This window comes from uncultured Microbacterium sp., assembly GCF_947632095.1.
Taxonomy (GTDB): Bacteria; Actinomycetota; Actinomycetes; order Actinomycetales; family Microbacteriaceae; genus Microbacterium.
On record NZ_CANROA010000008.1, the window covers coordinates 40,920 to 52,177 of the forward strand.

The 11,258-nt window shown below is 66.4% G+C and carries 11 protein-coding genes; 1 reads left to right on the plus strand and 10 read right to left on the minus strand.

What is annotated here, in order from left to right; translation table 11 throughout:
* Window positions 1–69 precede the first annotated feature (69 nt).
* Genes Q0Z66_RS04120 through miaB form a run of 3 tightly spaced genes read right to left on the minus strand, consistent with a single transcriptional unit; the run spans window position 70 to window position 3,069 of the window.
* Window positions 70–612 carry a dihydrofolate reductase family protein gene (locus tag Q0Z66_RS04120; RefSeq protein WP_298038094.1) on the minus strand — a complete coding sequence of 181 codons (543 nt, stop codon included), beginning with the start codon at window positions 610–612 and terminating at the stop codon, window positions 70–72.
* Window positions 609–1,511: a tRNA (adenosine(37)-N6)-dimethylallyltransferase MiaA gene (miaA, locus tag Q0Z66_RS04125; protein ID WP_298038096.1), complete on the minus strand. Its 903-nt coding sequence runs from the start codon at window positions 1,509–1,511 to the stop codon at window positions 609–611. Before miaA ends, Q0Z66_RS04120 begins: the two co-directional genes overlap by 4 nt.
* A 7-nt stretch (window positions 1,512–1,518) precedes the next feature.
* A complete protein-coding gene (gene miaB / locus Q0Z66_RS04130; protein WP_298038098.1) occupies window positions 1,519–3,069 on the minus strand; it encodes a tRNA (N6-isopentenyl adenosine(37)-C2)-methylthiotransferase MiaB in 1,551 nt (516 codons plus the stop codon).
* A gap of 133 nt (window positions 3,070–3,202) precedes the next feature.
* Here miaB and Q0Z66_RS04135 point away from each other — a divergent pair, with 133 nt between their 5' ends.
* Entirely contained in the window at window positions 3,203–4,534 is a 1,332-nt protein-coding gene (locus Q0Z66_RS04135; RefSeq protein ID WP_298038099.1) for a Cpe/LpqF family protein, read from the plus strand.
* 10 nt (window positions 4,535–4,544) lie between these two features.
* Here Q0Z66_RS04135 and Q0Z66_RS04140 read toward each other — a convergent pair whose 3' ends face one another.
* The 7 genes from Q0Z66_RS04140 to Q0Z66_RS04170 form a co-directional block, all read right to left on the minus strand.
* Window positions 4,545–5,345, minus strand: coding sequence for a regulatory protein RecX (locus Q0Z66_RS04140; RefSeq protein ID WP_298038101.1), 801 nt, complete (start codon window positions 5,343–5,345; stop codon window positions 4,545–4,547).
* Window positions 5,346–5,387: 42 nt separating this feature from the next.
* The gene (recA, locus tag Q0Z66_RS04145; RefSeq protein ID WP_298038103.1) at window positions 5,388–6,440 is read right to left on the minus strand and encodes a recombinase RecA; all 1,053 of its coding nucleotides are present in this window, start codon (window positions 6,438–6,440) and stop codon (window positions 5,388–5,390) included.
* Window positions 6,441–6,691: 251 nt separating this feature from the next.
* Complete coding sequence (locus Q0Z66_RS04150) at window positions 6,692–6,916, minus strand: DUF3046 domain-containing protein (protein ID WP_298038106.1); 225 nt, start codon at window positions 6,914–6,916, stop codon at window positions 6,692–6,694.
* A gap of 13 nt (window positions 6,917–6,929) precedes the next feature.
* Window positions 6,930–7,238 (minus strand): helix-turn-helix transcriptional regulator, encoded by a 309-nt coding sequence (locus tag Q0Z66_RS04155; RefSeq protein ID WP_298038109.1) that lies wholly within the window; start codon window positions 7,236–7,238, stop codon window positions 6,930–6,932.
* A gap of 132 nt (window positions 7,239–7,370) precedes the next feature.
* Window positions 7,371–7,877, minus strand: a complete 507-nt coding sequence (locus Q0Z66_RS04160) for a CinA family protein (RefSeq protein WP_298038111.1) — start codon at window positions 7,875–7,877, stop codon at window positions 7,371–7,373.
* Window positions 7,874–8,452 (minus strand): CDP-diacylglycerol--glycerol-3-phosphate 3-phosphatidyltransferase, encoded by a 579-nt coding sequence (gene pgsA / locus Q0Z66_RS04165; protein ID WP_298038113.1) that lies wholly within the window; start codon window positions 8,450–8,452, stop codon window positions 7,874–7,876. Before pgsA ends, Q0Z66_RS04160 begins: the two co-directional genes overlap by 4 nt.
* A complete protein-coding gene (locus tag Q0Z66_RS04170; RefSeq protein ID WP_298038115.1) occupies window positions 8,452–11,205 on the minus strand; it encodes a DNA translocase FtsK in 2,754 nt (917 codons plus the stop codon). Before Q0Z66_RS04170 ends, pgsA begins: the two co-directional genes overlap by 1 nt.
* Window positions 11,206–11,258 lie beyond the last annotated feature (53 nt).

Here is an 11,258-nt window from a genome sequence, read left to right on the forward strand (position 1 = left end):
CCTATGAGGTGCCGAACGGGCCCTCGCGTCGGGGGGCAAGGGTCCCGGAGCCGACATTCGCCCTTCCGCCTATTTCGTGTTCGGCGCCGCGCGCCGGACCCGGTAGCGACCGCAGAGGAAGTCGCGGTTGCGCGCAACGTCGACCAGGTCGAGATCGACTTCCCTCGGAAGCACCGGCGCACCGGCGCCGAGCATCACCGGTGCGTACTGCAGCCACACCTCGTCGAGCAGTCCCTCGTCGGCGAACTGTCCTGCGATATCGCCGCCTCCGACGATCCAGAGGTCCTTGTCCCCTGCTGCCGCCGTCATCGCGGCGTGCACCTCGTGCACCGGGGCCGAGGTCAGGTGCACATCGGCCCCGTCGGGCAGCGCGAGATCGCGGTGCGTGAACACCCAGGCGGGCTGCGTGTAGCCCCAGCGCCCGGCCTCGTGGCGCATCACCCACTCGAACGTCGATGCCCCCATCGAGAGCGCGCCGATCCGATCAACGAACGCGGGATAGGCCATCGGTCCGTCGAGGTCGATGTCCTGGCGCAGGAGCCAGTCGAGCGGGTGCTCGGGCGTCGCGATGAATCCGTCGAGGCTGGTCGCCGTGTAGTAGTGAGTCTTCATCCGGCCAGGATGCCACCGGCATCCGACATCGGCGGGATCCACTCGATGGTCGGGTACCGCTTGAACCACGACACCTGGCGACGGGCGTAGCGGCGGGTGAGCGCCTGCGTCTCCGCGATCGCCTCTGCCTCGGTCTTCTCCCCCGCCAGCTGCGCGAGCGCCTGCGCGTAACCAATCGCCCTGGGCGCCGTCGTGCCGGCCTCGAGACCCGCCTCGCGCAGCGCCTCGACCTCGGCGAGCATGCCCTGCTCCCACATGCGGTCGACACGGCGATCGAGGCGCTCGACGAGTGCGGGACGGTCGACGTGGATGCCGAGGATGCGGGTGTCCGGATGCCAGAGCACCGGCGCATCCGGAAGGGCTGCGCCGTGGTTCTCGGCGCCCTGCGCGAGGACTTCGAGCGCCCGGATGACGCGCCGGCCGTTCTTCGGGTCGACGCGCGCCGCCGTGGCGGGGTCGTCCGCCTGCAGACGGGCGAACAGTGCACCGGCGCCAAGTGCGTCGAGCTCGCGCTCGAGGCGCTCGCGGACGGCGGCATCCCGCGGCGGGAAGCGGAAGTCGTAGATCACGCTCGAGACGTACAGCCCCGACCCGCCGACGAGGATCGCATCACCGCCGCGTGTGAAGATCTCCTCGATCGCGGCCCGCGCGAGCGGCTGATACCAGGCGACCGCGGCCTCCTCGGTGACCTCTCGGACGTCGAACAGGTGATGCGGGATGCCGCGCCGCTCATCGATCGCGAGCTTCGCCGTGCCGATGTCCATGCCGCGATAGAGCTGCATGGCATCCGCGTTGACGATCTCGGCCGGGTTGCCCTGAGCACGCAGTACCTCCGCGAGATCGAGCGCGAGATCGCTCTTACCGGTGCCCGTCGCACCGACGACCGCCCAGAGCCTCACGCCGGGCTCAGCCGCCGACACGGAGCGTCGGCAGCCCCAGCGACACTGCGCGCGGAGCGCCGCTCGCACCGGCCGGCGCAGGGACGCCGCACGATTCGGCCTGCGAACGATCCCAGGCGTCGCCGCCGCGGGTGCGCCGGATGCGCAGCGGCGCACCGGTCGGATCATCGGCGAGCAGATGGAACGGAGCACCGTGCGTGATCGTCACGGTGACCGCATCGCCGGGCCGCGGCAGGTCGGAGCCGGGCGTCACCTCGAAGTGCACGAGACGGTTGTCCTGAGCGCGGCCGGTCAAGCGGTGCGTCTCGGCATCCTTCTTGCCCTCGCCGACCGAGACGAGCACCTCGACCTCTCGGCCGACCTGCTTCTGGTTCTCCTCGAGTGAGATGCGCTCCTGCAGGGCGATGAGCCGGTTGTAGCGCTCCTGCACGATCTCCTTGGGGACCTGGTCCTCCATGGTCGCCGCGGGCGTGCCCTCGCGGATCGAGTACTGGAACGTGAACGCGTTGGCGAAACGCGCCTGCTCGACGACGCGCATCGTGTCGTCGAAGTCCTCGTCGGTCTCGCCGGGGAACCCGACGATGATGTCGGTCGAGATCGCCGCATACGGCATGCGCTCGCGAACGCGATCGAGGATCCCGAGGAACTTGGAGCTGCGATAAGAGCGGCGCATCGCCTTGAGGATGCTGTCGCTGCCCGACTGGAGGGGCATGTGCAGCTGCGGCATGACGTTCGGCGTCTCTGCCATCGCATCGATCACATCATCCGTGAACGCCGCCGGGTGCGGACTCGTGAAACGGATGCGCTCGAGACCGGGAATCTCCCCCGCTGCGCGCAGCAGCTTGCTGAAGGCCTGGCGGTCGCCGAACTCGACGCCATAGGAGTTCACGTTCTGGCCGAGCAGCGTGACCTCGATCGCGCCGTCCTCGACGAGCAGACGGATCTCATTCAGGATGTCACCGGGGCGTCGATCCTTCTCCTTGCCGCGCAGGTGCGGCACGATGCAGAACGTGCACGTGTTGTTGCAGCCGACCGAGATCGACACCCAGCCGCTGTGGGCGGAATCGCGTTTCGTCGGCAGCGTCGACGGGAAGACCTCGAGGGACTCGAGGATCTCGAGCTCGGCCTCGCCATTGTGCTTGGCACGCTCGAGCATGCCCGGCAACGACCCCATGTTGTGCGTGCCGAAGACCACATCGACCCATGGGGCCTTCTGCTGCACGGCGTCCTTGTCCATCTGCGCCAGGCAGCCGCCGACGGCGATCTGCATGCCCTCCTTGCGGCGCTTGACCGCGGCCAGATGCCCGAGCGTGCCATAGAGCTTGCCGGCGGCGTTATCGCGCACCGCGCAGGTGTTGATGATCACGACATCCGCCTCGCTGCCCGCCTCGGCACGGGCATATCCGGCGCTCTCGAGCGAACCGGAGAGCCGCTCGGAGTCGTGAACGTTCATCTGGCACCCGAACGTGCGCACTTCATAGGTTCGCTGATGACCGTCGGCGTCAACGGCAGCAGAGGAGGCCGCGATGATCGTCGGTTCAGAGGAAAGGGCAGACATGATTCCTCCATTCTACGAGCCGGTCGGTCCCGGCGGACCATGCGGGAATCCCCCTTTCGACGGATGCCCTCCGGCCCCATCGTTCTCTAGCCTGGAGACCAGCACCCATCACAGGAACGAGGATCCGAATCACATGCGCAAGAAGACCATCATCGCGATCATCGCGGTCGCGGGGCTGCTCCTCACTGCCTGCGCGGCGAAGTCAGAGGCGCCGGAGGATTCCGATTCAACCTCGATTCCGTCGACCCCGGTCGGTGATGCCGCCCAGTGGGTGCTGGACGAGATGAACGCGGATGACGACACCACCGCGACGGCATGGGAAAGCCGGCTCAGCGCGCAGTTCCAAGCCGAAGTCGGTGCCGAGGACGTTGCTTCCCTCATCAACACGCAGATCCGGCCGGCCCGTCCGCTCGAGGTGACGGCCTATCGCGGCACGGAAACCGAAGCGGTGGTCACGGTCGCCGGCGCGCTGGGCGAACCGTTCGATCTGAGCATCTCGATCGACGATGATCAGCTCATCGGCGGGCTCTTCCTGGGGCCGGTGACGCCCCAGCGCACACCCGCCGTCTCCAACGATGATGTCGCCGAACGCCTCGGCGCTCTCCCCCTCACCGCTCGCGTGCTGGTGCAGATCGATGACGAGACGATCATGTCCATCGATGAGAAAGCGCCGGCCCCGTTGGGCTCGGTCTTCAAGCTGTACGTCCTCGAGGCGCTGGCAGAGGCCGTTTCAGCGGGTGACATCAGTTGGAATGACAACATCACCGTCACGGATGCGGTGCGCAGCCTCCCCTCAGGAGACCTTCAGAACCTGCCTGACGGCACCGATGTGACCGTTCAAGATGCCGCCACGAAGATGATCGCGATCAGCGACAACACAGCCACCGACATGCTCGTCGAGCTTCTCGGACGCGAAGCCGTCGAGCACGCGGTTGAGGCTGGGAACCACCACGAGCCCGAACTGATGCACCCATTCCTCACGACCCGGGAGATGTTCGACCTGGTGTGGGGCGGACATGTCGACCTGCAGGATGCCTGGGCGGACGGGGATGAGAGCGTCCGGCGCGAAGTCCTGGAGGTCCTCCGCACGCGGGAATTCCAGATCGATGTCGACGACATCGATGAGCGTGTGGCCTGGCAATACGGTCTCGAATGGTTCGCGTCCGCCCAGGACATCGCCGAGCTCCACGCGATCCTCGCCCAACATGGCGATGCCGATCCCGTCATCCGCACCGCACTCTCCGAGAATCCCGGCGTCGTGGTCGACCCCGCAGCGTGGCCGTCGGTCTCGTACAAGGGTGGATCGAATCTCGGTGTCATCACGGGTTCGTGGCGGGCCGTCCGCGCCGATGGCAGCATCATGACCGTCGTCGTCCTGGGGTCGGACGCGGAGCCGATCGATGCCGAGACGGAGGCGGAGCTGTTCGCTATCGCCTCCGATCTCTTCGCGATCAACGCGGGATGACCGCGAGGGGTCAGTCGGATTCGACGAACCGGACGCCGGTCGCCGGGCCCCCGAAGGCCGCTTCCTTGAGCGCGGTGCGCGCGGCGTTCATCGCGGCGGGCCCGCTATAGCCCCGACGCGCCAATTGTCCGAGCAGACGCCGCAGCCCCGTCTCGTAGTCGAGCCGGGCTAGCGACCGAGCCTTCGTCCGTGCGAACTCCAGAGCGCGCTCCGCGTCGTCATCAGGCAACTCGTCGAGCGCGATGTCGATGATGTCTCGCGAGACGCCGCGCTGAGAAAGCAGACGGGCGAGAGCCACACGGCCCTGCCCCTTGCGCTCCACGCCGGACATCACGACCTGACGCGCGAGCTCGGCATCGTCGAGGTAGCGACGCTCGCTGAAATCATCGACCACGTCATCGATCTGAGCCGCGTCGAGATCGCAGCCGCGAAGGATCTGTCGCGCTTCGACGACGGACAATGAACGCGCGCGAAGCTTGCGCAGTAGCGCCTGCTCGCCCGCACGACGGACATCCTCGGAGTCCACCGCCCCCTGCCCGTCCGACGCGGTTCCGCCGGGGCGTCCCCCCTCGAAGTGCGTCTCATCGGCCTCATCAGTGTCTTCGATGACGCGGAACGTCGGACGACGCTGCGCATCGGACGGACTGCTGACGGCCATCGCCGAGCTGGAAGGATGCGACGGCTCACCGATGCCCCGAGATCCGCCGGCCGACGCTGGGCCGTCTCCCCCGCTGAGCTCCGAAGCTCGCTTCATCCGCCCGCCGAACAGCGGAATGATCGGGGCGAGATCGCCCTCGCCCCGATCAGACATAGCTCACCCGCGATCCGAACACCGGGGTGGGTGCGACGTCGATCACGCCGGACGACGCTTTGCGAGGTCGTCTGCAGCCGCGACCTCTTCAGCCACGGCGCCGCCGATACCGAGCTTCTGCTTGATCTGCGTCTCGATCGTCGCGGCGATGTCGGGGTTCTTCAGCAGGAAGTTACGGGCGTTCTCCTTGCCCTGACCGAGCTGGTCGCCGTCGTAGGTGTACCAGGAGCCCGACTTCTTCACGATGCCGTGCTCGACGCCGAAATCGATCAGACTGCCCTCCCGCGAGATGCCGACACCGTAGAGGATGTCGAACTCGGCCTGCTTGAACGGCGGAGCCATCTTGTTCTTGACGACCTTGACACGCGTACGGTTACCAACGGCGTCCGTGCCGTCCTTGAGGGTCTCGATGCGACGGATGTCCATGCGCACCGATGCGTAGAACTTCAGCGCCTTTCCACCGGCGGTCGTCTCGGGAGAGCCGAAGAAGACACCGATCTTCTCGCGCAGCTGGTTGATGAAGATCATCGTCGTATTGGTCTGGTTCAAACCACCCGTGAGCTTTCGCAGCGCCTGCGACATGAGTCGCGCCTGCAGACCCACGTGGGAGTCACCCATCTCGCCCTCGATCTCAGCACGGGGCACGAGGGCCGCGACCGAGTCGATGACGATCAGATCGATCGCGCCGGATCGCACGAGCATGTCGGCGATCTCGAGCGCCTGCTCACCCGTGTCGGGCTGGGAGACCAGCAGCGCATCGATGTCGACGCCGAGCTTCTTCGCGTACTCGGGGTCGAGCGCGTGCTCCGCGTCGATGAAGGCCGCGATGCCGCCCGCGCGCTGTGCGTTGGCGATCGCGTGCAGCGTCAGAGTCGTCTTACCGGAGGACTCCGGACCGTAGATCTCGACGATGCGGCCACGCGGAAGGCCTCCGACGCCGAGCGCGACGTCGAGGGCGATGGAGCCGGTGGGGATCACGGCCACGGGCGCGCGCTCATCACTGCCCAGGCGCATGACCGAGCCCTTGCCGAACTGACGGTCGATCTGGGCGAGTGCGGATTCCAGGGACTTCTCGCGGTCTGCTGCTGATGGCATGATGTGCTCCTCGTGTTTCGCATGGTGCCGCCTGTAGGCTGTCGCGGCCGCCCCGGATGGGGCGGACTCTCCGACAAGGCGTATGGCTTTTCGGCCTGTTCAACACGGTAGACGGAGCCTCCGACATTCGATCGGCAGGGCCAGGAACGGTGGAGAACAGCGCATCGAAACCACTTGTGCAGAACTCTACGTGTATTTCGAACACATATTCGATGACACGCCGAAAAATGACGAACGGCGCCGGGAAAGACTCAGTTTCTCTGGGGCTCGAGGCGACCAACACCGTAACGACGTTCGAGTGGCACGTCTGTTTCGGCGCACAGCGCCGCCCAGATATCGCGCGGAGCGATGCCCGCTTCGAGCGCCTGCGCGGCGGTTCTGCCACCCACCGCGTCGAGCACAAGATCTGTCGTGAGCATGGGCGCTCGTGCGCCGAACTCCCGGTCAACCGCGCGAAGGAACTCGCTGCGTCGCATCAGAAGTGCGCGCTCAGTGCAGGGAGAGTTCGGGCTCGATGGATGCGACCAGGTCGTCGGGAACGACATCGGGGAACACCTGGATGCCTTCGAGGACCGAGATTCGGTCACCGACTTCGCGCATGATCAACGAGATGGGGACATCGAGGGCTTCGGCGACCGAGGCGAGGATCTCGCTCGACGCCTCCTTCTGGCCTCGCTCGACCTCACTGAGGTATCCGAGCGCGACGGAGGCCTTGCTCGCGACCTGGCGGAGCGTGCGCCCCTTCTGCAGGCGGAAGTCCCTCAGCACCTCGCCGATCTCCTGTCGAACAAGAATCATCGGAACCTCCCCTCCATACCCCTGATCGGGCCCTCTTCCAAACGGATCGCCAGTCTAACCCGACCTGGCGAACAAAACGTTACCGTTTCCCGCTGTGCTTTGGATGTGAACGCATCTATGACAACCACGTCACTAACAACCGCGGTTACCGTGACGATATTCCTCGAGAGAACGCAGAAGCAACGCGATCGCTGACTGAACCGTCTGCTCGCGGATCTCCGCGCGCCCACCGGAGAACACGAAGCGCTCCGAACTCGTTCCGAACGGGCCGGCGACTCCGATGTGCACTGTGCCGACCGGTTGCCCGTCCGGCGAGGCGGGCCCGGCGATCCCTGTCGTCGACACCCCGACATCAGCCACCCGGCCTTCGACCGCGACGCAGCTGCGCACCCCTTCGGCCATCTGCTCGGCCACCCGCGCGTGCACAGGCCCATGCTCGTCGAGGAGAGACTCCTCGACGCCGAGCAGCGTCGCTTTCACCGGGGTCGCGTAGGCGACGACGGCGCCGAGCAGCGTCCCCGACGATCCGGGAACGGAAACCACCTCAGAAGCGAGCGCACCCCCGGTGAGCGACTCGGCAATTCCCAGCGTCCACCCCTGTTCGAGGAGAGCGGAGACGAGGCGCTTAGCGTCATTCATCGCGCCGAGGCCTTGCCTCCGCGAATCTGCGCCAGCACATAGTCGATTCCGCTGAGGATCGTGATGGCCAGTGTCGCCCACATCAGCACCGCCCCGACCAGCGTCCACACGTCGAAGCCGACGAGGTCGTGAAGCGGCAGCAGGCACCAGCCGAGCGCAACGCCCTGCAGCGCGGTCTTGACCTTGCCCATCCATGCCGCGGCGACGATGTGGCTGCTCGCGACGATGAAGCGATGGATCGTGATCCCCCACTCGCGGACGAGGATCACGATCACGACCCACCACGGCCACTCGGCGAGGATCGCGAGCCCGACGAAACCCGCGCCCGTGAGGAGCTTGTCGGCGATCGGATCCCAGAGCTTTCCGAAGTCGCTGACGATGTCGTACTTGCGAGCGAGATAGCCGTCGACCCAGTCCGTGCTGATCGCGAGGACGAACAGCGCCCCGGCGACCCAGCGCAGCGTGATGTCGTCGAAGCCGTATGTGCCGCCGAGCAGGAGAAGGACGAAGAATACGACCGCGAGAGGAATACGCGCGATGGTGATCGCATTGGGCAGTTGCCGGGGAATGGCCATCAATCGCGTCCTGTCAGGCTCCAGGCGTCTTCATCGCCTTCATCGTCTTCGACCACCGGCAGTCCAGCGAACTGTGCTTCGATCGGGTCATATCCGGGAGCATCGGCGGGATCCGATACCGGTGCGGCGGCGGGCGCCGTCGTCGCCGCAGGGGCGGCGGGCGCATCCTCGCCGCGCAGCTTCGCCATCACTGCGGGGAGCTGCTCCGCGGTGACGAGCACATCGCGGGCCTTCGAGCCTTCAGAAGGGCCGACGATCTCACGCGACTCGAGCAGGTCCATGAGACGGCCCGCCTTCGCGAACCCGACACGGAGCTTGCGCTGCAGCATCGATGTCGATCCGAACTGCGACGACACGACGAGCTCGGCCGCAGCGAGGAGCACCTCGAGGTCGTCGCCGATATCTTCGTCGACCTCCTTCTTCTTCGGCTCCATCGCCTCCTGCACATCGGAGCGGTACTCCGGACGCGCCTGCGCGGTGACATGCTTGACGACCGCATCGATCTCGCTCTCCTCGACCCAGGCGCCCTGCAGGCGGAACGGCTTCGACGAGCCCATCGGGGAGAACAGTGCGTCGCCCTGACCGATGAGCTTGTCTGCGCCCGGAGCATCGAGGATCACGCGGCTGTCGGTCACGCTCGTGACCGCAAACGCGAGCCGGGACGGCACGTTGGCCTTGATGAGGCCGGTGACGACATCGACGGACGGACGCTGGGTGGCGAGGACCAGATGAATGCCGGAGGCCCGGGCGAGCTGCGTGATGCGTACGATCGAATCTTCGACGTCGCGCGGGGCGACCATCATGAGGTCGGCGAGCTCATCGACGACGACGAGCAGGTACGGGTAGGGCTTGAGCACGCGCTCGCTGCCGGGAGGCAGAACGATCTCCCCCGCGCGGACGGCCTTGTTGAAGTCGTCGATGTGACGGTAACCGAACGACGCGAGGTCGTCGTAGCGCATGTCCATCTCCTTCACGACCCACTGCAGCGCCTCGGCGGCTTTCTTCGGGTTCGTGATGATGGGGGTGATCAGGTGCGGCACACCGGCGTAGCTGGTCAGCTCCACGCGCTTCGGGTCGATCAGCACCATGCGGACATCGGTCGGGCGCGCGCGCATCAGCAGACTCGTGATCATCGAGTTGACGAAGCTGGACTTACCGGAACCGGTGGAACCGGCGACCAGAAGATGCGGCATCTTGGCGAGGTTGGCGACGACGATGTTTCCGCCGACGTCCTTGCCGACGCCGATCGTCATCGGGTGCGTGCTCTTCTGCGCCGCGGGCGAGCGGAGCACATCTCCGAGGGCGACCATCTCCTTGTCGGCGTTCGGGATCTCGATGCCGATCGCGCTCTTGCCGGGGATCGGCGAGAGGATTCGCACATCGTTGGATGCGACGGCGTAGGCGAAGTTGTTCGACAGCTGTGTGATCTTCTCGACCTTGACCCCGAGACCGACCTCCACCTCGTACTGGGTGACCGTCGGACCGCGCGAGAACCCCGTGACCTTGGCATCGACCTTGAACTGCTCGAGCACACTGGTCAGCTGCTGGATCACACGGTCTGTGGCCTCCGAGCGCACCACCGGTGGCGGCCCTTCGCTCAGCACGGCCGTGGATGGCAGAGCATACGGGGTGCTCGGGGCATGAAGGCCGCGATCCCCCGGTCCGTCCGTGCCGAAGCCGGACAGTCCGGGCAGCTCGGGCTGCTCGCCCGTGTCACCGTAGTCGTCGAGCAGGGTCGTCGCACCGGGCGCGCCGAGGCCCGCCATGACGCTCTCGACGTCCGTCAGGACCTCGGTGACCGCGTCGCCCGCATCGGGCGCCGCGACGACGACCGACTGGTCGTAGGGGGTCTTCTCGTTCGCGACATCGATCGGCATCTGCTTCGTCGTCGTCTGCGCCGTCGGCGTCAGCAGCTCGGTGACGTCCTGGGAGCCGAGACCCTCATCGGGGTCCTCTTCACGCCCGGTCTTGTTGCGCCGCCACCAGGGCAGGGCATCGTCTTCGGCGATGTCGACGAGGTCGGCGTCGGATGCTGCGGCCGACGCCTCGACCTTCGTCTCCGCGCGTTCGGCCCCGAACATCCAGGCGTACAGATCGCCCAGGCGCGAACCGATGCGATTCGGCGGGGTCTTCGTGATGATGAGCAGACTCAGCACGAGAAGCAGGCTCAGCAGGATATAAGCCGGAATGTCGGTCAGGTAGGACAGCGGCTGGCCGAGCATCCATCCGAAGAGGCCGCCAGCCGCGCTGAGCGCCGGCATGCCGTCCTTCGGCTGGGGCACCCCACCGGCGATGTGGCAGATGCCGGCGATCGAGAGCACGAAGAGTCCGAAGCCGATTCCGATTCGCCCGTTGTCGTGCACCGACGATGGATGGCGGAACAACCAGCCGGCGAGGATGAGCAGCAGCACGGGCATGAGGAACGCCGTGCGCCCCACGAGCAACCCCACGGAGTAGGCGCTGATGTTCTGGGCGATCTCATTGCCGATGAAGAACCACTCATCGACGGCGCCCAGACACGCGAGGACGACGAGCAGCAGCGGAAAACCATCGCGCCGCTGGTCCTTCTCGAGGGTCTCCGGACCGAAGGCACGGAAGAGACCGCCGACGGCGTGAGCGAGACCGCCCCAGGCGCGCACCGGGAACGGCGGCCTGTCGACGTCGTCGATGTACTTCTTCGGAGCTGCCTGCGCCTTGGAGCGCGCAGGAGCCTTCTCGGACGCGCGTGAGGTCTTGGTAGTGCTCCTGGCCATGTTCCAAGACTACGGTCGAGCACCGACATCGCCGCGCAATGACGCGGCTTTCC

Excerpts from the sequence above, each read along its gene's own strand:
- Q0Z66_RS04120 (WP_298038094.1), bottom strand. The coding sequence starts at position 612 with ATGAAGACTCACTACTACACGGCGACCAGCCTCGACGGATTCATCGCG.
- miaB (WP_298038098.1), bottom strand. The coding sequence starts at position 3,069 with ATGTCTGCCCTTTCCTCTGAACCGACGATCATCGCGGCCTCCTCTGCT.
- Q0Z66_RS04135 (WP_298038099.1), top strand. The coding sequence starts at position 3,203 with ATGCGCAAGAAGACCATCATCGCGATCATCGCGGTCGCGGGGCTGCTC.
- Q0Z66_RS04140 (WP_298038101.1), bottom strand. The coding sequence starts at position 5,345 with ATGTCTGATCGGGGCGAGGGCGATCTCGCCCCGATCATTCCGCTGTTC.
- recA (WP_298038103.1), bottom strand. The coding sequence starts at position 6,440 with ATGCCATCAGCAGCAGACCGCGAGAAGTCCCTGGAATCCGCACTCGCC.
- Q0Z66_RS04150 (WP_298038106.1), bottom strand. The coding sequence starts at position 6,916 with ATGCGACGCAGCGAGTTCCTTCGCGCGGTTGACCGGGAGTTCGGCGCA.
- Q0Z66_RS04155 (WP_298038109.1), bottom strand. The coding sequence starts at position 7,238 with ATGATTCTTGTTCGACAGGAGATCGGCGAGGTGCTGAGGGACTTCCGC.
- Q0Z66_RS04160 (WP_298038111.1), bottom strand. The coding sequence starts at position 7,877 with ATGAATGACGCTAAGCGCCTCGTCTCCGCTCTCCTCGAACAGGGGTGG.
- pgsA (WP_298038113.1), bottom strand. The coding sequence starts at position 8,452 with ATGGCCATTCCCCGGCAACTGCCCAATGCGATCACCATCGCGCGTATT.
- Q0Z66_RS04170 (WP_298038115.1), bottom strand. The coding sequence starts at position 11,205 with ATGGCCAGGAGCACTACCAAGACCTCACGCGCGTCCGAGAAGGCTCCT.